This window comes from Chitinolyticbacter albus (assembly GCF_024437655.1).
In the GTDB taxonomy this organism is placed as follows: Bacteria; Pseudomonadota; Gammaproteobacteria; order Burkholderiales; family Chitinibacteraceae; genus Chitinolyticbacter; species Chitinolyticbacter albus.
On record NZ_JANBVF010000013.1, the window covers coordinates 125,211 to 151,549 of the forward strand.

Here is a 26,339-nt window from a genome sequence, read left to right on the forward strand (position 1 = left end):
AAAACATGAAAGTCAACGAACTTCCTGCTCGGCATGGTATCGCTCGCCTCTGCGGTGATGTGTCCCGCGTGGTAGCGATGCTCTTGATCATAATGAGTGTTGTCGGGTGCGAGCGCTCTGCGGCGCCCCGTTTTTCCGATCCTGTTAAAAGGAAAAATGGAGTTGCTTATATTCCTATCGACAATACCGCCCTCCTAATCCCCGAAAAAACCTGGCTGAAAGGCTATGCTCGCAATTCAACCGACGGCTTGGTTAGCTCCATTGCCTTGCATGCAACCATACCCGATGTGCAGCCTTGGAGTGAGGCGCGCAATGATGAGATGTATTGGCAGGTCGGTCCGGGGAAGAAGTTGGAGATTGCTATTAAGGGAAATAATGCTAGTCAAATTCGACTGTTTTCGCATGCTCCGAGTAGCATCTATTCAGAAGATGAATTCGTCGAAGAGCCTTCTGATCAAGCTGGGCAGGGGTTGAGGCGGTTTCGGATGTTGTGGACTTACAAGCCGAAGCCCGCAGAGCTTGATGAGCTCCGGAAGGAATTTGGTGCCGATGTGGTCGATCAGCTTGTGGCGAAGCATGGGTCGCCTAAATTAAACACAGTTTATTACGAATCGATAGAGAGTGGTCGCGTTAAGTATTTATTTCTTGTGGCGATGAGCGAGGTGGTCTCTTTCAAACGTGTTATCTGATGTTTCCCTTGACACAAACTCTTATGGTTAGAGTTGATTTTGTTCGGGATTATATCGGAGATATTGTGCTTATGGCAGACAAGCTGAGCGCTCAGCTTCGCAAGTTCGAAATAGCGGGTCGTGCTCGTGCAACTAAATTCGCCAATTAAATTGACGTTGCTGCTTGGTGGCACCTGAGGTTTAAGGAAATTGAATTTCATGGTAATCCGGTGGCATCCGGCTACTTCGACTTCAATGGTGATCGCAAGGTCGATCTGGCGATCTGGAACATCAACAGTGGGGACTGGTCGTTCCACTACAGCAGCGGCAAACCCGATGCGACGGTGAATTGGGGCACGGTGGGCGATATTCCGGTGCCGGCGATGGACACGCATTGAGCGTGGCCGGCGGTATGTAGACAAGAAAAAGCCCGGCAGATGCCGGGCTTTTCACGCGTGGTGATGACCTCAGATTGCTTCTTCGTTGATCTCGCCAGTGCGGATGCGTACCACGTGCTCGACCGGGGTGACGAAGATCTTGCCATCGCCGATCTTGCCGGTGTGCGCGGCCTTGACGATGGCCTCGATGGCGGCATCGACCTTGTCGTCGCTGATCACCACTTCGACCTTGGTCTTGGGCAGGAAGTCCACCACATACTCGGCGCCGCGGTAGAGCTCGGTGTGACCCTTCTGGCGGCCAAAGCCTTTGACATCGCAGACGGTCAGACCGGAAATGCCCAGGTCGGACAGCGCTTCACGCACTTCGTCGAGCTTGAACGGTTTGATGATGGCTTCGATTTTTTTCATCGCTTATCCCTCCTCGGGTAAAAACATGCGTTACCGGCTACCGAGCCGCAGCGTGCGTGATGGGCCGCTGCCGCCGATCAGGTTCATCAGCGGCGCGAACTGCGCAGCCTGGGCTTGCCCCGGGGTAAAGGTCAGCGCGCCTTGCGGGCCTCGTTGCGGATCGATACGGCCATTGCCCGAGATGGCGAGCACGCCGGAAATCGGCGTGATCTGCCAGGTCGGGGTCTGACCGTCGCGGCCCAACGTCACGCGGTAGTCGCCAAAGGGGTTGACCTGTGGCGTGACGAGCGCATGCGCGCGCAAGAGCTGCAGCTGTGCACCGGACCAGTCGTTGGCGGAGAGGTGCTGCGCATCGATCTGCAGATCGCCACCAAGCTGCACCGAAGCCAGGCGCTTGTCCAGCGTGAACAGCGGTGCCGCGGGCAGGCGTATCGCGATCTGTTCCGCTTCGATGCCATTGAAGCCCAGCGCGATGCGCGCCGCGCCTGGTTGATCCCGATCGCGCGTGGTGAGCTGCCAGCTCAGCTGGCCGCGCAAGAGCGCCAAGGGCTGCCAGTGCCAGCGCACGTCGGATAGCAGCTGCATGCCGTTGACCCCCACCTGACCGATCCGGCCCTGCCACAGCGTGCCTTCGACGAGACCGAGCTGCCACGGCTTGGGAACGAGGCCGCTGAACAGCGATACCGGCAGGCGCACGATGGCAAACAGCAACACGAGGCTGATCAGGAGCCAGCGCAGCTTGGACATGCGCCATTTCATCGCTGCAACTCCAGCGTGGCGGTCACCTGGCCGGGCGCGCCGGCTGATTTGACCTCCAGCTTGGCGATCCGGCCGGCGCCTTGCAGCGCGTCCAGCAACAGCAGTACTTGCTCGAACGATGAGGTGGGCGCCACGATCTGCAGTGCATCCGCAGAGAGCGGGCGCAATTCGGCGGTGATGCCGGACTGGGCGATCGCGCCTTGCACGCTGCCGCGTAGATCGCCATTACCCCGCGGGGCGCTGGCACCCTTGAGCTGGGCGATCTGGCGCTGCATCTGGGCCAGCTGCGCTTCGAGCTGCGGTACCTGGCGGGCAAGCTTGTCGCGGCCGGCGCTCGCCGGCGCCCAGAGCACGGCGTAGCAGAAGGCCGCCGCGAGCACCGCGCCGCAGACCGTCAGAAACAGTCGTTCACGCGCGTTGCGCTCGCGCCAGAAGGTGAGGAGCTTGAGTTGGATCGCGTTCATTGAGGGGCCTGCAGGCGCAACAGCGCACGTCCTTCGTTGCCTTGAACCTGCTCAAAGGGCAAGCCCGCCGCGTTAAGCTGGGCCCGGGTCGCGGCGGCATCGCCCTTGACCACCAGTTCCAGTGTGCCGTCCGCATAGCGCAGTGCGTCCAGTTGCAAGGCGCCACCGGCCTGGTCGATCCGGCGCAGCGTGTCTTGCAACGTATTGCCACCAGCGGTGCCTTCATTGACCCCGGCCTCGCGCAAGCGGCTTTGCAATTGCAGCACCGGGTCCACCACCGGCACGCCGGGCAGCGCGGCGGCAAAGGTCTGGCGCATTTCACGTTTCAAAGCGTCGGCGCGGCGGGACAATTGCCACCACTCGCCGATATTGAGCGCGGTGAGCAACAGCAGCAGCACCGCGAGCAGCACGGCAGGCCGGCGCCACGGCTTCCAGTCCGGTTGCCAGGCAGGGCGCGGTGAGAACTCCGCCTGCAGCAGGTTGCGTGGCGGCAAGGGCCGCTCGCACACCGCTTCCAGCGGGAGCGGGGTCACGGTGCTGCCCGAGGTCAATGCAGCGCCTATGGCTGCGTCGTCCAGAGATATCACCTCGCCAGTGGGGCTCTTCAGCAGCTGGGAGGTACCCGGCAGGTCCACTTGCTGCCAGCCGGATAGATCATCGGCGATCAGGTCTGCGAGTGCGTAAGCGGCGTCGACGGTATGGCCGTGGCCGCGCAGCAGATTCAGCCAGCCCGACAACCAATCGCGTTCGACCACCTGGACCTGCCATAGCCCATCACCCAGCGGGTGCAGGCCGAACCACAGCTTGGACGGCGGCGCGAGCAGGCGGTCTTCCAGTGCCATGGGCAACAAGGCGCGCAGCTTGGCAGGCGGCTGCTTGGGCAGCGTGACCAGATGCAGGCTGAGGCGGGTAGGGGGAAGCAGCAGAACCAGATGGGCAACCGCGGGGAGCGCGGCCACGGGTCCCCGGCCGGAATCGAGGGCGCTGCCTGTCGGGGCGAACCACGCGAGTTCCGTGGTTTCGGTGGGTTGGCCATCGAGCAGGATGCGCAGGGTCGGGTGCGGTGCAGAGGCGCTCACGGAAGGTCTAGGCAGGCCTGAAAGGAGGTTGGCAGTATCGCATAAAGCTTGGGGTCAGGGCGCAGCATGGAGGGCTGCTGTGCGTGCCAGGCGAGCAGGACGCCCGGATCCACGGCGCTCACACACAAGGGTTTGGCGCTGCCAGCCCTTTCCCCTATAATCGCTCTCCTTTGCGACGCCTCCCGTGGCGGCGCTGTGCGAGCGTGGCGGAATTGGTAGACGCACTGGATTTAGGTTCCAGCGCCGCAAGGCGTGAGAGTTCGAGTCTCTCCGCTCGCACCACCGGATAAATCGCAATACTTCGATATTGCCCTCCAAGCCCCGTAGATATTGAATCTTCGGGGCTTTTTGTTGCCCGTTCTCCGGGCATCTCCCCCACTTGGCGGTGTTCGCCTCCCAGAATGGCGACGCGGGGTCCGATTTTGCAAAGGACGGCGGGATTCGGGATCGATTGACGCTGCGTGGGCTCGCTCGAGCCACTAACAAAAAACCCGCGATTGTTCGCGGGTTTTTTGTTCTCGTGGCTCAGCGATCAGGCGTTTTTGGCGCGCTCGAAGCTGGCCACGATCTCGGCCTCGGCGGCGGCCTTGTCGCCCCAACCGGTCACCTTCACCCACTTGCCCTTCTCCAGATCCTTGTAGTGCTCGAAGTAGTGCTTGACCTGGGCCAGCAGCAGTTCGGGCAGGTCTTCCAGCTTCTGGATGTGCTTGTACATCGGGCAGATCTTTTCCACCGGCAGCGCGATCACCTTGGCATCCTGGCCGGCTTCGTCTTCCATGCCCAGCACGCCGATGGCGCGGCACTTGATGACCATGCCGGGGGCCAGCGGGAACGGGGTGTACACCAGCACGTCCACCGGATCTCCGTCCAGCGACAGCGTGTGCGGCACAAAGCCGTAGTTCATCGGGTAGGACATCGAGGTGCCGACGAAGCGGTCGACGACGATGGCGCCGGCTTCCTTGTCGAACTCGTACTTGATCGGCGGCGCATTGGCCGGGATTTCGATGATGACGTTGAAGTCTTCCGGCAGGTTCTTGCCGGCGGGAATCTTGCTGATATCCATCTCTTCCTCGAAGCGTGACGTTGGCAACGGCGGCAAGTATATCGGCGATCCGCGGCCCGACAAACCCTGCCGGACCGCCGTCGTCGTGTCTTACGGGGTATAGGCGGGCAGGGCGCCCGCTGCGAAGCGGAATGCCTTCCCGGCCACGGTCACAGTGAGGGTGCCGTTGGCGGCGGTGACGGTGGGTTGGGCGCACGCTTTCAATCTCGGTGAAGGAACCCGAATGGGTAACGAGACCCTCGCCCGGGGCCGGCGCGGACGAGGCGCCGACCTCGTCGCTGGCGCCACTGCCTCCTCCACATCCGACCAGCAGGGCAGCGGCAAACAACGAGCAAAGCTGGGACAGAGCAGCGCATCATCGGGGGGGAGGGAATCCGTGGCGTGATTGCGAGCAGCGGCGGAAAAAAAGAATCAAAGCCACTCGATGCCACTGCGGCGAGCCTAAACCGCTAGTCGCAGCTTGACACTGACAAACGGCAAGCTAGCGCCATGCTTGCCAAAAACATGATCCTGCATCTTCTAATTTGTAAGAAAGTGCTTATGTTCTGCGCATTGCCACGTTGCGCCGCCAATGCTCGTTCAACCACAGCGCCAGTGCCATCACCGCGCCTCCCGCGGTCAGCCGCCACAGGTTCTCATCCTGGCCCCAGATCAGCACATGCAGCAGGATGCCGACCGGGATGTGCATATTGTTCATGGTGCCCAGCGTGCCGGCATCGACCTGGCTCGCACCCTTGTTCCACCAGAAGAAGCCGAGCGCCGAGGCCACGAGGCCCATGTAGACCAGTATGCTCCATTGTGTGGCCGTGGCGGGCAATCGGGCGGGATTGCCAAAGATCAGGAACGAGGGCAGCGCGACCAGGAGGGCGCCGACAAAGAACCAGCCGAAGCTCTCGTGCGCGGGGCGCGTGCTGGGGTAGCGCAGCAGCAGCCACTTGTAGCCGATCTGACCCAACGCGAACGAGAGATTGGCCGCCTGCAGCATCAAGAATCCGGCGAGGAAATGCGCGCTGATGCCGTCAAAACGGATGATGGCCGAGCCTGCGATGGCGATCAGCGCGGCAAGCGAGGCACGCGGGGTGAAACGGCGCGCGAAGGCGTCGTCCAGCAGCGTGATGTAGATCGGCGTGAAGATGGTGAATAGCAACACCTCGGGCACGGTCAGGTAGCCGAATGAGCGATACAGGAGCAGGTAGGTGAGGCCGAACTGCAGCGCACCGCAGACCACGGTGCCCAGCATGCGCTGCCAGGCAGTGCCGGCGGGCCGTAGCAGGGGCCAGAACACGACGCCCGCGATCAGCACCCGGGTGAGCACGGCAAAGTCGCTGTCGACGCGGCCGGCGAGGAACGCGCCGATCAGATTGAACGACAGCGCCCAGACAACGGTGATAACGGCGAGATAGCGCATGGTGAAACCCGCAATGTCGGATCAGACTGGAAGGCGGCGATGATAAGTCCGGTGGTCGTGGCACGCCATGTGCTTATGTCCTGCTTGCCACGACGTTGCTGTCGGTGCACGACGGGCGACGCCAAGGCCTGGTGCAATCCGCCGTGCGATTTTGATCGGCCGCAATGGCGTGGCGCGTATGCCCCAATCGGATACACGCACCCGCTACAATCGATGCAAACCTGAAGCGGCGGTATGCCGCGCCGAGCCCGCCCATGAAACAGCACTATCTCACCCCGCTGTTCGATCCCAAGTCCATCGTGGTCATCGGCGCGACAGAAACCGAGGGCGCGGTCGGCAAGACCGTGTTCGCCAACCTGCTGCAAGGCGGCTACGCGGGCAAGCTCGCTGCGGTGAATCTGCGGCACGACGTGGTCATGGGGGCCAAGGCGGTCAAGCACGTGCACCAGGTGAAGCCCGCGCCCGAGTTGGCCATCATCACCACCCCCACCCGCACCTTGAAGGCGCTGGTGGAGGAATGCGGCAAGCATGGCGTGGCGGCGGTGGTGATCATGTCGTGCGATTTCGTTGGCACCGACGAGAAATCGCGCGTGCTGCTCGATCAGCTGCACGCCACCGCGCGCCAGTACGGGCTGCGCATTTTCGGCCCCACCGTGTTTGGTCTGGCTCGGCCGATATCGCGCATGGTGGGCGCGCACTACCAGGGCGAGCTCAAGGGCGGCAATCTCGCGCTGGTGTCGCAATCGTCGGCGGTGGCCTCCGCCATCCTCGACTGGGCCGAATCGCACGATGTGGGCTTTTCCAGCGTGGTATCGCTGGGGACCGAGGCCGACGTCGATGTCGGCGAAACACTGGATTACCTGGTTTCCGATCCCAAGACCCAATCCATACTGCTCTATCTGGAAGACGTGGCCGATGCGCGCATGCTGATGTCGGCACTGCGCGCGGCCTCGCGGACCAAGCCGGTGATGGTGCTCAAGGTGGGGCGCTATGACGACCGGGTTGCGCTGGGCCGCACCCACAGCGAGCGGCTGATCGGCCGCGACGACGTGTTCGAGGCCGCGCTGCGTCGCGCCGGCGTGTTGCGCATCCGCTCGATCAACCAGCTGTTCATCGCCGCCAGGGTGGTGAACGGCAATTACCGCACCAAGGGCCGGCGGCTGGCCATCATCACCAACGGCATGGGCGCGGGCATGATGGCGGTCGATCGTGCGCATGATCTGCATATCCAGCTGCCGACGCTGGCGCCGGAAACCCAGGCCCGGCTGCAGGCCTTGTTGCCGCCGCAGGCGGTGACGGTGAACCCGGTCGATATCCTGGGCGATGCGTCGGCCGAGCGCTTCCGCCTCGCCACGCAGGCGGTGCTCGATGACCCGCAGGTCGACGGCGTGGTCGTGGTGTTCACGCCCCAGGTCGGTACCGACCATATGGCCACGGCCGAGACGATGATCGCGCTGCGTGCAGACAACGACAAGCCCATCCTGCTGGCCTGGATTGGCGGGCGCAAGGTCGAGGCTAGCCGCAAGCTCCTCGCCAAATCCAACACTGCTTGCTTCAACGCCCCCGAGCACGGCGTCGAGGTGTTCTATTCGCTGGCCTCCTGGCAGTACAACCAGCAATTGCTGCTGCAGACCGCAGCGCCGCTGGGCGAATGGGAAGCGCCGGATCTCGAAACCGCGCGGACCATCATCGATACCGTGCTGGCACAGGGCCGCAGCGCGCTCGACGAGATCGAATCCAAGGCGGTGTTGCGCGCCTTCCATATTCCCGTGACGCCGACGCTGCGCGCCGCCAGCGCGGACGATGCGGTGACGGTAGCCATGGGCCTGGGGTTGCCGATCGTGCTCAAGCTCGATGTCGAGGGCGTCACCCACAAGACCGATATCGACGGCGTGGTGCTCAACCTGCAGAGCCTCGTCGCTGTCGCTGCCGAAGCCAACCGGCTGTTGACCCGCGCCCGCGAGCGCTTCGGTGACGCGGTGCGCGGCCTGACCGTGCAGCCCATGCATCAGCGGCGCTTCGGCCGCGAACTGATGCTAGGCGTGGCGCGCGACCGCGCCTTCGGCCCGGTGATCACCTTTGGTGCCGGCGGCATCGCGGTCGAAGTGTTCAACGACGTGGCGGTAGCCTTGCCACCGCTGAACGAATACCTGGCGCGAAACCTGATCCGTCGCACCAAGGTGAAGACCATGCTCGAAGCATTCCGCAACCAGCCGGCAGTCAATCTGGAGGCGGTTGAAAACGTACTGCTGCGGCTGTCAGAGCTGGTATGCGAGTTGCCGCAAGTACTGCAGCTCGACATGAATCCGCTGGTGGCGGACGAGCAGGGTGTGATCGCGGTCGATGCGCGCATCGTGGTGGCGCCGGTCGATGAGAAGGCGCGTCGCTACCAGCACATGGCCATCCACCCGTATCCGTCGCAGATGGTGCAGCTCACCCAACTGAAGAGCGGCGTGCCGCTCACCATTCGCCCGGTACGGCCGGAAGATGCCGAGATGATGGCGACCTTCGTGCGCGAACTCTCGGACGAAACGCGCTACAACCGTTACATGAATACGTTGAAGACGCTGCCGCAATCGATGTTGGCGCGTTTCACCCAGATGGACTACGCCCGCGAGGTCGCGCTCGTGGGCACGCTGGGCGAGGGGGACGACGAACGTATCCTCGGCGTCGCGCGCTTTACGGTGAACCCGGACTACGACAGCTGCGAATTCGCCATCGTTATCGCCGACCATATGCAGGGCAAGGGCCTGGGCGGCCGGCTGATGGAAGCGCTATTCGCCGCAGCGCGCGACATGAGCCTCGATCTGGTCGAAGGCGAGGTACTGGCCAGCAACAAGACCATGCTCAATTTCATGAAGCGCCTGGGCTTCGAAATCCATACGCACCCGGAGGATGATGGGCTGAAATGGGTGGTGAAGCGGTTGTGAGCCCGTCGTCACCGGCCAATCGGCCGCCACAATACATTGCGAGATCGGTGCGGACGGATCCAGCCTGATGCCCGAATCCATCGACATCTCTATGGATGCCCGATCGGCGGCTTCCGCGATATTCCAAGATGGCTAAAGTGCCGTTCACAAAACCCAGTGCAATGGTGCTGGCAAGGCGCGCGAAACAACCTGAAAGGCGGTAAATCGGACTCCCTTCGGTCGCAGGCAGTACGCGTGTACCGCCAGTGAGCGCAATCCGGCAACAGGCTTTTGTTAGCGGATCCAAATACCCCTTTGATGGAAAAGACATGCCGGGTTTTTGGTATTAGAATCCCGGACGCTGTCGGAAGGACAGCCGATATGACATATAAATAATTTACTCAAAAATTTAAGGGGGGCCAATGAGTAAAAATCAATTTCTTCAAAATCAGATGCTTAAGCGAGCATTGCTCGTCGGGGCACTTGCCGCGACGGTGCTGATGAGTGGTTGTGCAAGCGTCTATGTCGATACAGCGACGCAGGACATTCAGCCAGGCGATATCAAGCCCGCAGCTCAACCGCAGCCGGTTCAGCTGAAGTTTGAGTTCCAAACCAAGGGTGCGCCAAATGCTGCGGCAACGTCCTTTCTCAAGGACCAGGTTGCCGAGCAGGTCAAGAACAGCGGGCTTTTTTCCAGCATTGAGGGCCAAGCTGGTGGTGCGCTGCTGAATATCGTATTGAACAACATCCCGTTGACTGACAACCCGGAAGGCAAGGGCTTTGTCACCGGATTGACCTTCGGTGTTGCCGGCAGCGTGGTGACGGATGGATATGTTTGTAAATTGACCTATTTGCCAGCAGGCGATGGCCAGCCAGTCAACAAGGAAGTGCTGCACGCCATTCATACCACGATAGGCAACGCAAATCCGCCCGAGAATGCAGTGCCTTCGGAAAGTTTCGAGGCGGCGGCTCGCACCATGACGCGTCAAGTCGTCGACAACGCCCTTAAAGACCTTTCTCAAGATCCGAATTTCAAATGAAAAAGCATATGAACATTAAAAATAAACTGTCGCTGCTGCTGGCATTGGCTTCACTTTTGCTTACGACCGGTTGTGCCCAACTCGTCATGGGCCCGCCACAGTCCAGCCTCGACAATACAATGCGACTTCGCGCGGCAAAAATCAGCCCGGTCAATGTCGGTGAATTCACGCCCGACGCCAACCTGCCGGCCGGCAGGGACCAATCCTTTGCGCTGCGTGGGGCGAACAGCCTGAAAGCGCCGACCGATGGCTCGTTCACCCAATACCTGCGCGCATCGCTGGTTGAAGAGCTGAAGGCGGCCAATTCCTTCGATCCCGCTTCGACAACGACGATCACCGGTACCTTGCTGGATACGGATCTTGATCCGGCCATAGGTACCGGTTCGGCCAAGCTTTCCGCGCGAGTGGTGGTGAGCAAGGATGGCGAGCAGCGCTTTGCCAAGGACTTTACCGCGCAATCCACCTGGGACTCGTCCTTTGTCGGCGCAGTGGCCATTCCGCTGGCGGCCAACAACTACGAAGGGCTGTTCCGCAAGTTCATCAGCTTGTTGCTCGAGGATGAATCCTTCGTCGCGGCGCTGAAATAAGCGCGTAGCCGTTTCACGCTGACAGGTCGAAGAAAAACCGGCGGGAGATCATCCCGCCGTTTTTTTGCGCCTGGGCGCAATCATCGATCGCCATCTGCTGCATCGGATTGCTGGGCGGGTTGCAGCGCTTGTTGCAGCCATTGCTGATACGCAGGTCCCATGCCGTTCAGCAACTCGCCCCACTGGTTCGCATGTTCCTTCCATTCGCGCTGGCTTGCTTCCAGGTGCGAGAACAGCGTGAGTGCAAGCTCGGAAGACTTTCCCGACTGCGCGAGGTTGCCCAGCACGCGGCTCTGCTGGGTCTGCGCCAGCGCCAAGCTGGTCTGCCAGAGCTGGCACCACGCGCCGAAGATACTCTGCTGCAAGTCACGCCATTGCGCGGTGGCATTGCTCAAACCATCCAGATCGGTATGTTGGGCCAGCGCGCGCCAGTTCGCATCGAACTGGGCTTCCTGCTCGCCATCCCAGGCCTGACGGGCGGCGATGCCTTGCCGCAACAGCTGTTTCCACGCTTCGGCATCCCAAATGGCGGGGGCCGCATGGGGGCCGAGCCAGCCCTGCCACCATTGCGTCGTGGCTTGTTGGGCGCGCAGATAGGGGTTGCGTGTGTTTGCATTCATGGTGGCTGCTCCTAGCGGGGGGTGGACAGGCGTTGCAGCATGGCCATCACCGCGGCCATCTGCGGCGCGGTTTTGCGGTAGTAATCGGGTTGAGCCGGGCTGGCGCTGGTGTAGCCCCAGAAATCCCAGCAGCCGTTCGGATTACGCCGTGGGTTGCTCTGGATCTGCGGGTAGAGCACGACAATGCGGTTGCTGTCGGCGAGCTCGTTATAGCCGGTGGTGCGAAAGAAGCGGTCGCCGAGCCGTGACGCTTCCTGGGTGCAGCCGTGGAACACTACGTGGACGCGGCAGGTTTCGCGGGCGCAGACCTTGGGCACGTAGGCAAAGCCAGTCGGGGCGAGGCCGTTGCTGGCGGTGCCTTGCTGGAATTCGCGCTGGTCGAACTCGAGCACCTGGCCGCCGGCATGCGCTGCTGGTGGTTTCAGGGCGCCGTAGATATGTCGCAGGATATCGTGCGACTGCATGAAGTTGCAGTTGTTGATATTGGGCGCGACATTTGCCGGGCAGGCCGGATCGGTGCTGTTGTTGGTCAGCAAGGCGTGGCCGGCGGCCAGGTTGTTGACGTATTTGAGCTGTGCCGCAGGCACGCCGGCTTCCTGGTAGAAGCGATGGGTCTGATCGACCACCTTGGTCCTGACGATGGTGTCGGCGGTGCCGCTGAACACGTAGATGCGCTGTTTCTTCAGGTTGACCGGATCATCGATCTGCCCGGCCGCGGCGAATTGCCGGGCGAAGGCGAGCGCTTGCTTGGCATCGGGGCCCGGGCCCAGTGGGTTCATGCAAAGGGTGGTGGCGGTGATGAGGTAAGGGTCGCCGCCGCTGCGATTGCCCAGGCCCGCGCAATAGAACGGCCCGCCAGCGACGATGCCCGCGCCGACCAACGTGCCGGAATAGGCGACGTTGAATTGCGCCGCCATAAAGGCGCCGGACGACAGGCCGGAGACGGAGGTCTGGGCGAGATCGGTGCCAAGGTGGGGTAGGCGCTCGGCCGCCAGGCCAGGCAGGGTCGCCACCAGCATCAATAGGGTGGTGGTAAGCCGCAGCAGGTAAATTACATACGTCATGGTCATTTCCTTCAGGGTTTGTTACCGCGTTGCAGCAGCTCGGTGATGCCGGCCCAGGCGACGAAAGCCAGGCCGATCTCGGTGGTGCCCACCGCGTAGGGCAAGCCGGCAAGTACGCCCATGGCGACCGCCTTGGCAAGTGCAATACCGTAGGCATCGCGTTCGATGCAGCGCTGTACCAGCAGCACGCTCAGGGCGGTGATGGCAAACACCAGCGCGCTGGCTCCGAGTATTACGCCGATGTGGGCGGCCCTGGGCAAGGGCTGGAGCAGTTGCGGCAGCAGCTCCTGCCAGGCGTGGTCGGTAGCCAGCATCACCAGCGCAGACAGCAGATGGATCGGGCTCTTGCGCAGGCCAGCATCCGCAGGGACGGATGCGTTGTCCGGTATGGGGTCTGGCGGCGGTGGGGTGGAGTCGGAGGGCGGCGTCACGATGACAGCGGGGCCGGGGCGCGCGGCCTCGACCCCGATGGGTTACAGGCCGCTGCGGTTGCCGAACGAATTCAGCACGGTGAGCAGGCTCGTCAGGTTGTCGGCAACGCCGCCCTGAGCCACCTTCTCGGTCGCTGCCGCGCCGGCCATGGTGTTCATGCTGTAGATCTGCATCACGCCCATATTGGCCGCGGCCTGCGCCAGGGTGTTCTGCTGTTGCTGGGCCGACACGGCATTCTCGAACAAGATGCCCGTGGAGTGGGCCATGGTCTGATAGATCGAGCTCATGGCCATGGCCGGCGCTTCGGCCAATACCTTCACGTTGCTCTGGGTGACGGCATCGGTGATCTGGTTGTTCACTGCGGTGGGAAAACTCATGGTGGAGCTCCTGGATCAGATGGAGGAAGGAATGATCAGCCGCGCGGGAAGCTGTTCATGACGGAGAGCAGGCTGGTCAGGTTGTCCGCCACGCCGCCTTGCGACACCTTTTCGGTCGCGGCTGCATCGGCCATGGTGTCGACGCTGTAGATCTGCATCACGCCGGTATTGGCAGCGGCTTGCGACAGCGTGTTCTGTTGTTGTTGGGCCGAGGTGGCGTTCTCGAACAGAATGCCGGTCGAATGCGCCATGGTCTGGAACAACGAGGCGATGGCGACGGCCGGTGCTTCCGCCAGTACCTTGACGTTGGTCTGGGTGACGGCATCGGTGATCTGGTTGTTGACTGCGGTGGGGTAAGCCATGGGAAATCTCCAAGTTCAAGCGGCGATACGATCGGGGGAAGACATACCGCCGGTTGCGATTAGCGGCGGAACGAGTTCAGCACGGTGAGCAGGCTGGTCAGATTGTCGGCGACGCCGGCCTGCGACACCTTTTCGGTGCCGGCAGCACCGGCCATGGTGTCCACGCTGTAGATCTGGATCACGCCCATATTGGTCGCGGCCTGGGTCAGCGTGTTCTGTTGCTGCTGGGCCGAGACCGCGTTCTCGAACAAAATGCCGGTGGAATGGGCCATCGATTGGTACAGCGAGCCCAGCGCCACGGCCGGCGCTTCGCCCAGCACCTTGACGTTGGACTGCGTGACTGCATCGGTGATCTGGTCGTTGACGGAAGTCGGGAAAGCCATCTCGTTTCTCCTGGAAGGTAGGCACGGCAGTTGCCGTGCTGCTGATAGGGACGCTGCCGTAAGCCGGCTGTGAACGTCAGGATGCGGGGCCCGGATCGGTCGACGCGGGCGGTGTGGCAGCGTCCTGCTGCTTGGCCAGGCGGGCGATCACCGCCTGCAGCTCCTGCGACAGCGGCCCGAAATACTGGTTGAAGCACGCTTCAACCTCCTGCTTGGCAAGGCCGGCAAGCCGGTCGGCGATCTGCGATAGCACCATCTGCGCGCCACCCGGCTGCGCGCCGGGTTGCAGCGTGGATGGGCGCAGATCGGCCAGCGTGCGCGCGCCGTCCACCAGCTTCAGGATCGCCGCTTCCTCCTGGGCCTGCTGTTGCAGTGCCTGGCCGGTGCTGGCCTGTATCGTTTGCAGGGTGTCGCGCACGCTGGCTGTCGCCCGGGCGCGGCTGGCATCGACGGTCTGGGCCGCCTGTTGCTTCAGTTGCGCCCCGGCGTCCTGCTGCGTCAAGCCTTGCTGGAAGGCGAGCAGGCGCTGCGCCTCCGCGCCTTCCAGCGGCCGCTGCAGCCAAGCCTCGGCCAGCTGTTGCAGGTCCGGATGCAATATCGGGGCGGGGCCGGCTTCAGACATGCTGCGCTCCGCTCGTGGCTGCGTTGTCGTGCGGCAGTTCAGCCACGATGGGTGCCAGCGCGCTGCGTGCCGTTGCCAGCGCCTGGGCGAGACGGGCGTACTCGGCGTCGCTGCCGTCAGGCTCCGACTGGCCCAGTGCATGGGACCACTCGTTCAGGCACTGCGCCAGCAGCTGCTGCAGGCCGGCATAAAGGGAAACCAGATCGTCTTGCATGGACACGCTCCTGATGGATGTCGGGGAATCCTGCGCAAGGCAGGGACATTGTCTGGACGTGGCGGCGGCCCATTTGTGAAGAGGGCCCGTGTCAGCGGCGGAGATCGGCGCCGGCCGCATTTTCAGCAACGTCGACGGCCGTGTCCAAATGGGGGACGCTGCACTCCGGGCGCGTGGGGGTGATGACGCCCGGCCCGTCGTCCTGCTTGGGTGGCATGGCCGGTATCTGTAGGGGTACCGGCAGAGGGCTGTCGGCGGCAGCGGTACCAGCCAGCCTGAAACTGCCGCGAGCGCGAGTTCCAAGCCGGCGGTGGTCAGGATTGGGGCGGGGCGTCATCGGCGTGAGGTACGCCGCAGGTTCAGTGTTCCTGTGTCAGGAACAAGGTCTGCTCCATGGACCGCCGCTTCACCAGCCCTGGCAGCACCTTGCCGCCTGCCCGACACCACTTCGGGAATTCCTGCGCGGCCTCATCGTAGTGGCCGGCGTTCAATCGGCGTAGCAGCGTTGAATGCTGCAGGTTGGCCAGGCCCAGGTTGTAGGAAAAGCTCACGAGGGCATCAAACTGGTTCTGGTTGAGCGGCACCGTCACCGCGCGGCCTACACCGGCCTCGAAGCGGGTCAGGTCGCCCTGCAGCAGCGCGGCGGCCTGGATCTGGCTGATGCTGAGGCCGGGATGCACATCGCTGCCGGTATGGCCGTAGCCTATGGTCCAGATGCCGACCACATCCTGGTATGCGGTGAGGCGCAGGCCTTCGAAGCGCTCGATCAGCGCAATGCCATTGGAGCTGGTTTGCATGATCTTCCTTTCACTAAGGCCGGCACGTGCAAGCGGATGCGCCGCAGCCGCGTTGTCGTGCCGGTATCGGGGTTTACAGGAGATGCAATACGCGAATCAGGCGTTGAATCGCTTCGGCGGCCTGGAACAAGCGAAAGCCGGGCGTATTCTGATAGGCCCTCACATCGTCGAAGGCGGCGTTAAATGGCGCGCGCTGTGCAGGCCCATGCAGCACGACCGCCACGCCGCTCGGGGTCGTCAATCCGCTTACGTCCTCCCAGCCAAACGGATTTGCGCCGCCATGTTGCGTGATCCAGTCTTGCAAATTGCTGAAATACATTGCAAAACCCGCCAAATAGGGCTGCTGATAGCGCGGTGAGGAATTGGCCCAATTGGCAAGATTGGGGTGATTCATTTGCTGTGCGAGTTCTTGCGTGGTGAATGCCATCGGTGGCTCCGGTGTATCAGGGCTTGCACAGATGAACCACTGCTAAAGCTGGCACTGCACGCCGTCTTGCCAGAATCCGGCAAAGCGAAAACCGCTGCCCAGGCTGTCGCAGAACTCGGCCAGCTCATAGGGGGTCATCGCGGCTGGGCGTTGATTGAAGATCGACGGTGGTGGCGGATTGAGATTGGCGCTGATATAGAGGTTGCCGATTTCATAGCAATTGACCACGAATTGGGAGCAAAAAGACTGGTGCCCAATTGCGACCGAATCGTTGATGCGCTGAATCAGGTCATTGCCGCCGGGGCCGGAGCGAATGACCGACAGCATGGCCTTGGTGCAGCTGTATTCACCGCAGATATTGCTGTTTTCCCGGTCGTTGAAGAATTGCGACGCCGCGAAAGCCGCCGCGTCGCCAAGGGCCGTGTTGGTCGGCGTGAAGATCAGCCCGGAACGGGGCGGGCGCTCGTCGGCGAGATTGGTGGCCACGATGCCATCGCCCACACTTTCGATCACGGTATTGTTTCCCACCGCGATGGCGGCATGGACAATGGGGACGCGTGGCGCTTCGCCTCCCGAGAAGACTTTCATTTTCAGCCATTGGCCGGCGCGGATGAATACGCGGGGCAGTTTGGTCGAACGCTCATCGTTGATGGTTGCGACGCTGAATACGATATCACCGACATTCATGGTGCTCTCCAAAGGGCTATGGGGGTAAGGGTGGGTGCCGACGCAATGACCGGGCGCCCCTCATTACAACGAAACGAAAATCAAGTTGTGAAACACGGCATTCGCAAGCAAACGGCGCGCCCTTCAGCCCTTGCGATCGAGCAGGTTGTGATATTTGTCGATGCTCTGGTCGATCTTATCGAGCGCGAAATGCGCCGATTCCGCCTCGATTGCGCCCGCTGCTGCGGCGACGGCGGCCGCCGTGCCCATCAGCAGATCGGTCAGCAGCACCCCGAGGGCATCCTCGGCCGCGCCCTTGAGGTCTTCCTTGGCGAACTTCTCGGTCATGTTCTTCAACAGCACGCTTTTGCTGGCGAGCGCCATCTTGCTGGCGCCGTCGAAGTAGGCCGCCGCGGACTGGGCGACAAGGCCGCTTGCCTGCGTGATCATCATGTTGGGTGCCACGGCGATCTGGCTGGCGGCGTAGGCCGCCGTCTCGGCATTGCTGATCTGTACCGCCTGCACGATTTGATCGTTCAGTGCATCGGTGGACGGGGGTAAGCCACCGGGGCCCTGGACCAGCTGCTGATTGAGGCTGCTGAGCAAGGTCGGGGGCGGCTTGCTGGCAGGCGCCGCCGCGGGTGGCGAGGTGGCCGGGGTGGCCGGGGTGGCCGGGGTGGGCGTGGCATCCGGTGTCGCCGCCTCGGCCGCCGGAGCGTCTGCGGATGCCGGCGCGCCGGCCGTAGTGGCTACGGGCGCCACCGGGCTGGCGGGCTCCCGGGCGGCTTGCTTGCCGAACAGCATGTCTTTCAGGCTCATGGCTCGATGTCCTAGGGAGCGCCGGGCTGCGGCGGGTCAGTCAGGGCTCAGGTCTTGTCGCCGACCGAGAGAATCATGGTCACGGCCTTGGAAACGACGGCGCTGGAAATCTGGTTCAGCGCCTGTTGGCTGTGTATCGCGTTCTGTAGCGACAGGCCGGCCGAGTGGCTGGCGATCTGATACAGCGCAGCCATGGCCTGGGCCGGCGCCTCTGCCACGACCTTCACATTGGTCTGGGTGACTGCATCGGTGATCTGTGCGTTGACGGGCGTGTTGTCTGCCATGAACCTCTCTCCTCGGTGGTTGCGGCCGGTTGAACGACTGGTGCGGGCCCGGTGGCGAGGGCGCCGCACATGCAGACAGGAACGCCGTGGATCGCTGCCTGTGAACGACGATGGCCTCACGCGTGCCGCATCAAGCCGTGCAGCCGCTTGCGCAGCAGCTCCACGCGCTTTCTGGCCAGTGCCTCGCTGACCTGGAGTGCACTGGCGATATCGGGATAGGGCAGCTCCTGTTCGAAGCGCATTTCGAACAGTTGCCGCTGCATCGGGTTGAGGCGAGCCAGTGCCGCATCCAGCTGGTCGAGTTCCTGCTGCAGCGCTACCGCCTGTGCCGGATCCAGGCCGGGGCCCGCCAGATCGATCACCCAATCGGAATCGATCATCGTCTCGCGATCGAGCACTCGATCCTCCCGGCCCCGTTTGCGCACGCAGTCGAGAAACACATGGTCGAGTACCAGAAACATGAAGCCTTCCGGATCACGGACCCGTTCGGGGCCGTTGCGCAGATAAAGAAAGACCTTGAGCGCGGTATTGGCGAGCAATTCATCCGCCAGATAGACGTCGCCCATGCTGAGGCGGCGGGCACGTCGCAACAGCGCGGCGTGGACGTTGCGCCAGGCTCGGTCAAAGCAATGGTCGTGATCGGCAAGGGTCGAAGGAAGAACAACAGGAGGAAGAGTCATCTGGCGCTCCACGAAACGTGCATAGGGAGGCACAGAATGAAATTGTCATATCGTGTGGTCTGTTACTCAGGTGACATTGCTACCAATTTTCTTGTAAAGGTTTTTCTGCATTTTCTTTTGCTGATTGAAAGCTTATCCGCGCTGAGCAATCTGCTGTAGTTGCGCAAGATCGTGAAATATCAGCAAAGGCGGTCGACGAAGCATCAGCCCTTGTCGCTGCCAGAGCTGGAGCTGGGCATTGAGCTTGGGTCTGCTGACGTTGATCCTGGCCGCCAGGATGCTCTGGCTGGTGGGGAGTGGAATGGCTACTCCGTTATCCTGAAGGCAGCCCTTACAATCGATTTCCAGCAGGAAGTGCCGCGCCAGTCTCGCTTCCAGCCGATGCAGCGAGATCGATTCGATGAATTCGTGCGCATGTCGCAAGCGATTGCACAACAGCTGCTGCACCCTGAGCCGGAAGTGCGCTTCGCCATTGAGCCTGTCGAAGTGGCGTGCATGGAGCAGCAGCAACTGGGACGGCTCGGCGGCGAACGCGGAGCTGCTGTGGGCTTGGGGATCGAACAGCGCGGTTTCTCCCAGCAGATCGCCGTAGCCGCTGCAGCGGTGGATCACTTCCCGGCCATCGGGCCCTTGCAGCACATGATGGACGCAGCCACTGAGCACCAGGGCGATGAACTGTTCGGGCTCCCCTTGCTGATACAGCACCCGCCCCGTCTGGCCTTGCCAGATCTGGCCGTTGCCCGATACATAATCGACGAACTCGTCCGGTAGCCCGGCCAGCAGCGGAATATGGCGCAAGGGGCACCGTGGCTGCGGCTTGCCTGATTGGGTGGCACCTTTGTGAGCCGCGACGCTGTTCAGGTTCAATCGATATTCCTTCCCTGGCGACAGTCATACATGCCTGTCTTTTGTCATCCGCCTGACCGCTGCGAGCGGGGTGGAAACAGGTGGGTGCTGGGTTGAAGACGGTGAAGACGCGGGGGAGGGGGCCGACTAGGACTCCGGGTCGCCGTCCGGTTTGCCGCGGGCCGCGTTGGCGGGGACGATGCCACTGGTATATTCGTCGATGATGCGCATCAGCCCTTCCGGCGGCGTCAGGGCAACGAAATCGAGCGTGATATCCATGGTGCGGTGTTCACGCTCGCTACCAGGCGGCGTACCGCCGCGGGGCGCCATGGAGACGGTGAAGCGGCTGCGACCGTGGCTGGCGTCGTCGAAATGGTGGGCCTCGTCGATCCAGGCGGTATCGTCGGTGCGCACCGAAAGCTCGACTCGCATCCGTTCCATGGCCATGCCGCGCGGCGTCATCAGTGCAATCAGCGGCAGCATCAGGACCTGGCCGTCTGCCATGGCCATGGTCACGAGCTTGGGTTGCAGTGAGCCGTCCGGGCGCGTGTCGAAGAACTGCTGCAACACCGCCGTGTACTGGTGGGCAACGATCTGGTTCGCCGCTGCGGCGGCATGTTGTAGACCTCGCGTGATATCGCTCAGCGACATGCCGTTGAAGGCGACGTCGCCGCCATCGTCATCGCTGTCGGTGGGCGAGCCCGGCGGAGGCGCCGCGCTGCCAGGCGTTGCGCTCTGGAGGGGCGCGTTTGCGCGCTCGGGCACGCGGCGCTTGCGGAAGATCTGCCACATCGCTCAGGAGGCCGAGCTGGTCTGGCTGTCGGTGCCAAGAACAGTGGCCGGCAGCGGCAGCATCCTATCCTTGTTGTTCGGCAGCAGCGCGGGCTTGGTCGCGGCATCGGTGAGAAAGTCGATCACGCGTTGCAATGCCTCAGGCGCAGGCTGGCGCGCCAGGCGCGTATGGATCGAATACTTGGCGCTGGTATCGGTCTTGCGCGTCTGCTCCGCCTTGTGGGAAACCCGGCCGTGAATCGCCACGTTGAAAGGCCCCCAGCCCAGCTTGGCCTCGATTCCGGCCTCTGCGTCGGTGCTGTGGCTTTCCATTGCGCTCTGCGATACCGTCAATTCAAAATCCACCGTGCCTTCCTCGATACAGATCACCGGGTGGACCACGGCTGCCATCAAGGGCACGCGCATCGTCTTTTGCAGCACGCCTTGGGCGTTGCCCGCTTCGTCGAGCACGGTTTCCTCGTAGTCGAACTGGACGGCCACCGCCTTGCCGTCGCGTATGCACACGGACAGCAGGAAATCGGCGTAGGCCTTGGATGCCTGGACCTGGGCGGTGATCATCGCCTGCAGCGGTCCGCCTATCATCTTGTCGAGCGGCAACGCATTGAGCACGGAACCGACGAAGCTGGGATCGAGCGCCATCGCATTTCTCCTGAACGCCGGGCAAGCGTTTGCCCCGATGCTTGCTGGAACGCGGACGTCGGGATCTTGTGAATACCTGTTTTCGGTCCTGGGAGCGCATTCTCCAATAGGGAGAAATGGCGATTGTGCGGATGACGCGCCCTAGCCTCAGGGGAGGACCTTGCCGGGGCAGCGCGTAAGCTCCACGGGATAGCACGGCTGCGCGGGGCTGGATCGTCGCTACCGGCCGAGCGCGCATGCAGCGATTTTTCGTGTTCAACAACCCGGAACAGCAAGGCACTGCTGCGCGCAGGCGCCAAGCCATATCGCTACGTCACTCACGTATCGTCCTTCCGCGCACGGTGGGCAGTCTATCGTGGTCCTCATAAAATCCTCACAATTGAAAGGATTTTGGTAGTGGGAAACAGTTCCATATAAAAATCCTCACGATCGAGTGGATTTGTTGTCCTGTACTCGGTTTAGGAGCAGAATCCGCATGTGCATGAGGATTTGACATGAAGATACCCATCGACAATGCCGCAGCCATCGGCAAGGTGGTGCGCGCCACTCGTAAGGCGCAGAAGATCCGCCAGGACGATGCAGCAGGCAGCATCGGCGTCAGCGAGAACTTCCTTGGCAAGATCGAGCGCGGCAGCGATTCCGTGCAATGGGGGAAGCTCTTTCAGGTGCTTGAGGGGCTGGGCGTCCGAGTCGTGGTGGATGTGCCCGATAGTGTGGCCGCCTATTTGAACGACCTCTCCAGCCGCCAGGACAAGCCATGAACGGCCGGTCTTTACGGGCGTCCATCAATCAGACAGAGGTCGGCACCTTGCAGGAAGTGGCGGGGCTCTGGCAGTTCCAATACGACGAGGACTGGCGGAACAACCCGCTGGGTTTTGCGCTCAGCCCGCATCTTCCGTTGGCGTCAGCGTCCTTGGTGGACGGCGCAAGCCGGCGTCCCGTGCAATGGTATTTCGATAACCTGCTGCCGGAAGAAGGGCAACGTCTTCTGCTGGCCAAAGACGCCAAGCTGGATGCGGCAGATGCCTTTGGCTTGCTGGCCTGGTACGGCGCGGAGTCGGCGGGGTCGGTGACCTTGCTGCCGCCGGATGCGGGGGATCACGCCGCCGAGCCACTGCGCCCGTTACCGGATGAGGCCCTGGCAGCACGCATCCGTCAGTTGCCCAAGGCACCACTGACGCATGCGGCCATCAAGCGCATGTCGCTGGCTGGCGCGCAGCATAAGTTGGCCGTCGTCCTGCAAGACGGCGCACTGTTTGAACCCGCTGGCGCTACGCCTTCCACGCATATTCTGAAACCCGATCACCCGGATGAGGACTACCCGCATTCCGTAATCAATGAATGGTTCGTGATGCGCCTGGCCAAGCGACTGGGCTTGGACGTGCCCGATGTTCACCGTCGCTATGTGCCCGAGCCGGTTTATCTGATTGATCGCTTTGATCGGGTACCCGACGCGCAGGGCTGGCAACGCAGGCATGTGATCGACGCCTGCCAGCTGCTGGGGCTGGACCGCAGCTTCAAATACAGCCAAGGCAGCATGGAAAATCTGGCGGTGCTGGCTCGGGCTTGTCGCAGCCCGGCGGTGGCGCGCTCTCGGCTCTTTATCTGGCTGGTATTCAATGTGCTTGTTGGCAATAGCGATGCTCACCTGAAAAATCTAAGCTTTCTGGTGTCCCACGAGGGCGTGCAACTGGCGCCGTTCTACGACCTGCTCAGCGTGGCCAGCTATGACACTGCGGCCTTCGACAAAACGGGCTGGCCCGCGCAAACCCGATTGGCCTGGCCGATTTTGGGTGTACAGTACTTCGGAGACATCAACCGCGGTCTGCTGCTGGAGGCCGGTGCGGCACTGAATCTGGCAAAAGGCACGGCCGAACGCTTGCTGGAAAATCTGCGCAGCCGGATTCTCCAAGAGGCGGAAGTTCTGTACACCGAGGTCGAGGTTGAAAATGCCCAGATCGCCAATGAGCGCCCGGTTTTGTCCGCCACCGTGGCGGGCGAGTCCCGTTGTCTCAGAGCCATCTTGCATACCGTCGTCTCGGAAATGACAAAACAGATCGCCTGAGACGTGAGTGAGGCAACTTGCTGAGCGGTGGCGGGGGGATGGCCGCGGTCTACTGTTTCTGTCGCCGGGGCGATCCGGCCCTCGCGGGCAGAGTCAATGTGCGAGCCTGACTTTCACGAAGGGTCGGAGCCGGTTTCCGTTCGATAGGCCCGTGCCCCATGCCGGGCGGGGGCTGACGGAGATGGGGGTTCGTGATAGTTTCCCGGCATAAAGCAGGGGGCTCAAAATGTACGAAAAACTCAATAAGCTGTCTGAATCGCACGGCCGTATCCATCTGGGTAAGGGCGTGGCTTCCGGGGTGTTTGCGCTGATGCTGGGCATCCTGTGTTTTCTGGGGGTGCTGGCCTTTCACTTTCCGGCGTATCTGACCACGCCGGAACTGCGCGAAGTCTACGACACCGGCGTGATGCGCCAGCTTCTGTTCTGGTCCATGGTCGCCAGCGGCGGCGTCGCGCTGGCCAATATCCTGTTGGGCCGGGTGCGCTGGTTGTCAGCGTCGGCTTTCATCATCGTCGCGGTCAGCGCCTTGATGGGCGGCCACAAGGTACCGGTGGGCAACTACGCGCAGCATTCCGCCTATATCGGGCTCGACTGGTTCATCCTTGATCTGCTCGGCTCCAGCCTGATCTTCATCTTCCTGGAAAAGCTGTTTCCGCTGCGCCGCGAGCAGCCGGTGTTCCGCGCGGAATGGCAGACCGATTTCCATCATTTCATCGTCAACCATCTGGTGGTCGGCCTGATCCTGCTGGTGACCAACCAGCTGGTGCATCGCTTCTTCGGCTGGGCGGTGCAGGGCGACATCCAGACCTGGGTACGCGATATGCCCTTCCTCGCTGCGCTGTTCTGTATCGTGCTGGTGGCCGATCTGATGCAGTACTGGACGCATCGCGCCTACCACGAGATCCCGGCGCTATGGCGCCTGCACGCGGTACACCATAGCGCCAAGAGCATGGATTGGCTGGCCGGCTCGCGTCAGCACATCCTGGAGCTGGTGATCACTCGCACGCTGGTGCTGGCACCAATCTTCGTTCTCGGTTTTTCCAAGGAAGTGATCGATGTCTATATCGTCATCGTCGGCTTCCAGGCGGTGTTCAACCACACCAACGTCAATGTGCGCCTGGGTCCCTTGCGCTATTTGATCGTGACACCCAATTTTCACCACTGGCATCACAGCCAGGACCAGGAAGCGCTCGATCGCAACTACTCGGCGCACTTCTCCTTTCTTGACTACCTGTTTGGCACGGCGGTGAAGTCCGATCGCCTGTGGCCGTCCAACTATGGTGTATTGGGCGACTACGTGCCCAACGGCTTCCTCAAGCAATTGCGCTTCCCCTTCACCTGGAAGGGCTGAGCCGTATTCGCGCGCAGGGTGGCTGGTGTAGGCCCGTTGCCGCTGCGAGGCGCGTCAAGTCAGCGCAAACCGACGACTGATGCTGTGTTGCGGGTAATCGGCATCGACCAGCGCCCACAGCACGGCCAGCGTCCAGTTGAGGCGGATGGCCGCGATCGTGGCCTCTTGTTCGCTGCTGGCGAAGTAGCCGAATGCGCCAGCCGGCGTTTGCTGGCTCAGCAAATACTCAACGGCGTCACGCAGGACCGGGTCTTTGGCGTGACCCAGTAGCACCAGCGAGCGGACCAGCTGCGCGGCATCGATAAGGCGATATTCCTTGCAACTGGCGATGAGTCCGCTGGCCAGTTGTGCGACGAGGCCCGCGGCGGGCGGGCCGCTCAAGCGCTCGGGATCGCCGCCGGTGAGCGCGAGCAGGCGCTGCGCGCAGGCAAGCGCTGATTCGTCTGTTTCGGCTGCCGCCGTGATCGCTGGCGCGGCTGTACGCGGCAGGTCGATCCAGCCTAAGCCCTGCAGAAAGGCACAAGCGGGCCAGGCCTGAGGATAGGCCTCGAGGTCCGCGTCGCCGATCTGCCCGGCCACCGCCGACAGCATGGCGTTCAATGCAACGCACTCGATCTCATGAGCCTGGAACACCAGCGCGAGCAACAGGCAGGAATCGGCACCGATGTCCTGCCAGAGTTGCTGCGGCGCCTCTACCGCGTCGATGCGCCGGGCCAGCTGTTGCAGTGCTGGCTGTGCGATGCGCGGCTCGGGCTGGAGGTGTGCCGGCAAGTCGTGGCCGAGGGCGAGCCCGGCACCGGCACGCGCGGCCAGTGCCAGATCCTCGTGGTTAAGGTTGCCGCAAAGAAAAGCGAGCGCCGCGCGGCAAGGTGCCTCATCAGGCGCGGTGTCGGGGCGCGCTGTGCTTGCCTGTCTCTGCGGATAGTCGGCGTTCTGGGCGCGTTGGGCCATAGCGGCGGCCAACGCAGCGACGATGGTGGTGTGATAGGCCGTCTTCCAGCGTGTATAGGGCAGACCATGCTCGGCTTCGCAGCGTGCTTCATCGATGATGCCGGCAGGTCCGTCAATGCGACCTTCCGGCTCCTGCTGCGTCGCCAGCCAGCGCCAGCCCGCCTCGATCTGGGGCGAAGTGGTGATGCCCAGGCAAGCCAGCGAGATGATCAGTTCGGCGACGAGGTCAGCGTTGCCAAGCTGAATGTAGTGCCGCAGCAGCGCCTCGATCCGCTGCGCGGCATCGGCGACATCGAACGGCATGCCCCAGTCGGCCTGCCGCAAGCCGAAATCGGTCATATAGAACAGTGCGTGAGTGATGGCATAGACGTCGCTGTCGGAGAGTTCGACGAGGTTAGGGCGGCCAGCGAGCAGCGTGAAGCGAAAGGTCTGTGCGAACGAGGGCAGATCGTGGTCGAGCTCGGCCAGCGTGAGGAAATGCAGCAGGTCGAGTTGGCGGTAGGGAATGCGCTCAGCATTGAGTGCATGACGGGTGCGCAGGCTCTGCGCCAGCACGTGGCGGTAGCTGGGGTGGTCCCGCCCGCAGGCCTTCAAGGCGGCATAGGTCAGCCCGTAGAGCAGCAAGGCGGCATGGTCGCGCGCGGCCAGTTCGAAATAGGCGGGCTGGGTGGCGATGGCATCGATGTGCTCAAGGAGGGCATCGGTGTGTGCCGCTTGGCCGGCGGGGTCGAGCCGGCGCTGATAGGCCGCCAGCAGCGCCAGTTCCAGCAGCGCCTTGTGCGCGAACATGCGTTCCGACTGCGGTGCAGTCAGCGGCGAGAAACAATCGAGGGCGTCGGCAAGCCAGGAAAATGCTTGCGCGTGCAGGCGTGCGATGACAGCGGGGAGCGGTTCGCTTTCAGCAGCGGCAAAAGTGGCGGGCATGGACGTCTCCTCTAGGCGGGCGCTGCATGACGATCCTTGGCAAGGAGAGGCTGGTGGCGATGTCCGCACGGGGGCGGACATCGCCTTCCGGGTCATTCGCGGATCACTTCCTGCTCGATGGCACAGTCGGATACCACGAGCACATAGCGTTCCCACGCGAGCACATAACCGGCTACTTCTTCGAGCTTGCTGACTGCGCCGATGACGCGCTCGACCGGCATGGAAAGGTCGATCAGCTTGC

General features: G+C 62.4%; 32 protein-coding genes and 1 tRNA gene. 9 read left to right on the forward strand and 24 right to left on the reverse strand.

Features of this window, described 5'->3' with window-relative positions; all coding sequences use genetic code 11:
- Window positions 1-5: 5 nt before the first annotated feature.
- Window positions 6-689: a hypothetical protein gene (locus tag NLI84_RS09745; protein ID WP_255989898.1), complete on the forward strand. Its 684-nt coding sequence runs from the start codon at window positions 6-8 to the stop codon at window positions 687-689.
- 209 nt (window positions 690-898) lie between these two features.
- Window positions 899-1,066: a hypothetical protein gene (locus tag NLI84_RS09750; RefSeq protein WP_255989899.1), complete on the forward strand. Its 168-nt coding sequence runs from the start codon at window positions 899-901 to the stop codon at window positions 1,064-1,066.
- A 69-nt stretch (window positions 1,067-1,135) separates the two neighbouring features.
- Here NLI84_RS09750 and NLI84_RS09755 read toward each other — a convergent pair whose 3' ends face one another.
- From NLI84_RS09755 to gspL, 4 genes are read right to left on the reverse strand one after another with little or no spacing between them, the layout of a single operon-like run.
- Window positions 1,136-1,474: a P-II family nitrogen regulator gene (locus NLI84_RS09755; protein WP_255989900.1), complete on the reverse strand. Its 339-nt coding sequence runs from the start codon at window positions 1,472-1,474 to the stop codon at window positions 1,136-1,138.
- Window positions 1,475-1,504: 30 nt separating this feature from the next.
- Window positions 1,505-2,233, reverse strand: coding sequence for a type II secretion system protein N (locus tag NLI84_RS09760; RefSeq protein WP_255989901.1), 729 nt, complete (start codon window positions 2,231-2,233; stop codon window positions 1,505-1,507).
- A complete protein-coding gene (locus NLI84_RS09765) occupies window positions 2,230-2,697 on the reverse strand; it encodes a type II secretion system protein M (RefSeq protein WP_255989902.1) in 468 nt (155 codons plus the stop codon). Before NLI84_RS09765 ends, NLI84_RS09760 begins: the two co-directional genes overlap by 4 nt.
- The gene (gspL, locus tag NLI84_RS09770; protein WP_255989903.1) at window positions 2,694-3,776 is read right to left on the reverse strand and encodes a type II secretion system protein GspL; all 1,083 of its coding nucleotides are present in this window, start codon (window positions 3,774-3,776) and stop codon (window positions 2,694-2,696) included. Before gspL ends, NLI84_RS09765 begins: the two co-directional genes overlap by 4 nt.
- A gap of 197 nt (window positions 3,777-3,973) precedes the next feature.
- Here gspL and NLI84_RS09775 point away from each other — a divergent pair.
- A tRNA-Leu gene (locus NLI84_RS09775) sits at window positions 3,974-4,058 on the forward strand.
- 250 nt (window positions 4,059-4,308) lie between these two features.
- On the opposite strand, the gene ppa is transcribed toward NLI84_RS09775, so the two are convergent.
- The gene (ppa, locus tag NLI84_RS09780) at window positions 4,309-4,839 is read right to left on the reverse strand and encodes an inorganic diphosphatase (protein WP_255989931.1); all 531 of its coding nucleotides are present in this window, start codon (window positions 4,837-4,839) and stop codon (window positions 4,309-4,311) included.
- A 538-nt stretch (window positions 4,840-5,377) separates the two neighbouring features.
- Window positions 5,378-6,247, reverse strand: coding sequence for a carboxylate/amino acid/amine transporter (locus tag NLI84_RS09785; RefSeq protein ID WP_255989904.1), 870 nt, complete (start codon window positions 6,245-6,247; stop codon window positions 5,378-5,380).
- Between the two features lie 254 nt (window positions 6,248-6,501).
- On the opposite strand from NLI84_RS09785, the gene NLI84_RS09790 reads away from it, so the two are divergent.
- The 3 genes from NLI84_RS09790 (at window position 6,502) to NLI84_RS09800 (ending at window position 10,783) form a co-directional block, all read left to right on the forward strand.
- Entirely contained in the window at window positions 6,502-9,177 is a 2,676-nt protein-coding gene (locus NLI84_RS09790; RefSeq protein WP_255989905.1) for a bifunctional acetate--CoA ligase family protein/GNAT family N-acetyltransferase, read from the forward strand.
- A gap of 401 nt (window positions 9,178-9,578) precedes the next feature.
- Entirely contained in the window at window positions 9,579-10,196 is a 618-nt protein-coding gene (locus NLI84_RS09795) for a hypothetical protein (RefSeq protein ID WP_255989906.1), read from the forward strand.
- An 8-nt stretch (window positions 10,197-10,204) separates the two neighbouring features.
- Entirely contained in the window at window positions 10,205-10,783 is a 579-nt protein-coding gene (locus NLI84_RS09800; protein ID WP_255989907.1) for a hypothetical protein, read from the forward strand.
- A gap of 80 nt (window positions 10,784-10,863) precedes the next feature.
- Here the strand turns inward: NLI84_RS09800 and NLI84_RS09805 are convergent, their stop codons facing one another.
- The 17 genes from NLI84_RS09805 to NLI84_RS09885 form a co-directional block, all read right to left on the reverse strand.
- On the reverse strand, window positions 10,864-11,403 hold the full coding sequence (locus NLI84_RS09805) for a hypothetical protein (RefSeq protein ID WP_255989908.1): 540 nt from the start codon (window positions 11,401-11,403) through the stop codon (window positions 10,864-10,866).
- Window positions 11,404-11,414: 11 nt separating this feature from the next.
- Window positions 11,415-12,467, reverse strand: a complete 1,053-nt coding sequence (locus NLI84_RS09810; protein WP_255989909.1) for an extracellular catalytic domain type 2 short-chain-length polyhydroxyalkanoate depolymerase — start codon at window positions 12,465-12,467, stop codon at window positions 11,415-11,417.
- 11 nt (window positions 12,468-12,478) lie between these two features.
- Complete coding sequence (locus NLI84_RS09815) at window positions 12,479-12,898, reverse strand: hypothetical protein (protein ID WP_255989910.1); 420 nt, start codon at window positions 12,896-12,898, stop codon at window positions 12,479-12,481.
- A gap of 42 nt (window positions 12,899-12,940) precedes the next feature.
- Window positions 12,941-13,276: a RebB family R body protein gene (locus NLI84_RS09820; protein WP_255989911.1), complete on the reverse strand. Its 336-nt coding sequence runs from the start codon at window positions 13,274-13,276 to the stop codon at window positions 12,941-12,943.
- 35 nt (window positions 13,277-13,311) lie between these two features.
- Entirely contained in the window at window positions 13,312-13,638 is a 327-nt protein-coding gene (locus NLI84_RS09825) for a RebB family R body protein (protein WP_255989912.1), read from the reverse strand.
- 59 nt (window positions 13,639-13,697) lie between these two features.
- Window positions 13,698-14,021, reverse strand: coding sequence for a RebB family R body protein (locus tag NLI84_RS09830; protein ID WP_255989913.1), 324 nt, complete (start codon window positions 14,019-14,021; stop codon window positions 13,698-13,700).
- Window positions 14,022-14,097: 76 nt separating this feature from the next.
- A complete protein-coding gene (locus NLI84_RS09835) occupies window positions 14,098-14,643 on the reverse strand; it encodes a hypothetical protein (protein WP_255989914.1) in 546 nt (181 codons plus the stop codon).
- Window positions 14,636-14,857, reverse strand: a complete 222-nt coding sequence (locus NLI84_RS09840; RefSeq protein ID WP_255989915.1) for a hypothetical protein — start codon at window positions 14,855-14,857, stop codon at window positions 14,636-14,638. Before NLI84_RS09840 ends, NLI84_RS09835 begins: the two co-directional genes overlap by 8 nt.
- Window positions 14,858-15,216: 359 nt before the next feature.
- On the reverse strand, window positions 15,217-15,654 hold the full coding sequence (locus tag NLI84_RS09845) for a lysozyme (RefSeq protein WP_255989916.1): 438 nt from the start codon (window positions 15,652-15,654) through the stop codon (window positions 15,217-15,219).
- A gap of 73 nt (window positions 15,655-15,727) precedes the next feature.
- Window positions 15,728-16,081 (reverse strand): hypothetical protein, encoded by a 354-nt coding sequence (locus tag NLI84_RS09850; RefSeq protein ID WP_255989917.1) that lies wholly within the window; start codon window positions 16,079-16,081, stop codon window positions 15,728-15,730.
- Window positions 16,082-16,123: 42 nt separating this feature from the next.
- Window positions 16,124-16,768, reverse strand: a complete 645-nt coding sequence (locus tag NLI84_RS09855) for a hypothetical protein (protein WP_255989918.1) — start codon at window positions 16,766-16,768, stop codon at window positions 16,124-16,126.
- 123 nt (window positions 16,769-16,891) lie between these two features.
- Window positions 16,892-17,566 (reverse strand): hypothetical protein, encoded by a 675-nt coding sequence (locus tag NLI84_RS09860; protein WP_255989919.1) that lies wholly within the window; start codon window positions 17,564-17,566, stop codon window positions 16,892-16,894.
- Between the two features lie 47 nt (window positions 17,567-17,613).
- Window positions 17,614-17,850, reverse strand: a complete 237-nt coding sequence (locus NLI84_RS09865) for a RebB family R body protein (RefSeq protein WP_255989920.1) — start codon at window positions 17,848-17,850, stop codon at window positions 17,614-17,616.
- 116 nt (window positions 17,851-17,966) lie between these two features.
- Window positions 17,967-18,542 (reverse strand): RNA polymerase sigma factor, encoded by a 576-nt coding sequence (locus NLI84_RS09870; protein WP_255989921.1) that lies wholly within the window; start codon window positions 18,540-18,542, stop codon window positions 17,967-17,969.
- A 120-nt stretch (window positions 18,543-18,662) separates the two neighbouring features.
- Complete coding sequence (locus tag NLI84_RS09875; RefSeq protein WP_255989922.1) at window positions 18,663-19,397, reverse strand: Crp/Fnr family transcriptional regulator; 735 nt, start codon at window positions 19,395-19,397, stop codon at window positions 18,663-18,665.
- Between the two features lie 126 nt (window positions 19,398-19,523).
- A complete protein-coding gene (locus tag NLI84_RS09880) occupies window positions 19,524-20,168 on the reverse strand; it encodes a DUF2589 domain-containing protein (protein WP_255989923.1) in 645 nt (214 codons plus the stop codon).
- Between the two features lie 3 nt (window positions 20,169-20,171).
- Window positions 20,172-20,807, reverse strand: coding sequence for a DUF2589 domain-containing protein (locus NLI84_RS09885; protein WP_255989924.1), 636 nt, complete (start codon window positions 20,805-20,807; stop codon window positions 20,172-20,174).
- Between the two features lie 494 nt (window positions 20,808-21,301).
- Here NLI84_RS09885 and NLI84_RS09890 point away from each other — a divergent pair, with 494 nt between their 5' ends.
- The 3 genes from NLI84_RS09890 (at window position 21,302) to NLI84_RS09900 (ending at window position 24,223) form a co-directional block, all read left to right on the forward strand.
- Window positions 21,302-21,568 carry a helix-turn-helix domain-containing protein gene (locus tag NLI84_RS09890; RefSeq protein WP_255989925.1) on the forward strand — a complete coding sequence of 89 codons (267 nt, stop codon included), beginning with the start codon at window positions 21,302-21,304 and terminating at the stop codon, window positions 21,566-21,568.
- Window positions 21,565-22,872: a HipA domain-containing protein gene (locus NLI84_RS09895; RefSeq protein ID WP_255989926.1), complete on the forward strand. Its 1,308-nt coding sequence runs from the start codon at window positions 21,565-21,567 to the stop codon at window positions 22,870-22,872. The genes NLI84_RS09890 and NLI84_RS09895 overlap by 4 nt, the downstream gene beginning before the upstream one ends.
- A 226-nt stretch (window positions 22,873-23,098) precedes the next feature.
- Entirely contained in the window at window positions 23,099-24,223 is a 1,125-nt protein-coding gene (locus NLI84_RS09900) for a sterol desaturase family protein (protein WP_255989927.1), read from the forward strand.
- Between the two features lie 54 nt (window positions 24,224-24,277).
- On the opposite strand, the gene NLI84_RS09905 is transcribed toward NLI84_RS09900, so the two are convergent.
- Entirely contained in the window at window positions 24,278-26,098 is a 1,821-nt protein-coding gene (locus NLI84_RS09905; protein ID WP_255989928.1) for a DUF6895 family protein, read from the reverse strand.
- Between the last annotated feature and the right edge of the window lie 241 nt (window positions 26,099-26,339).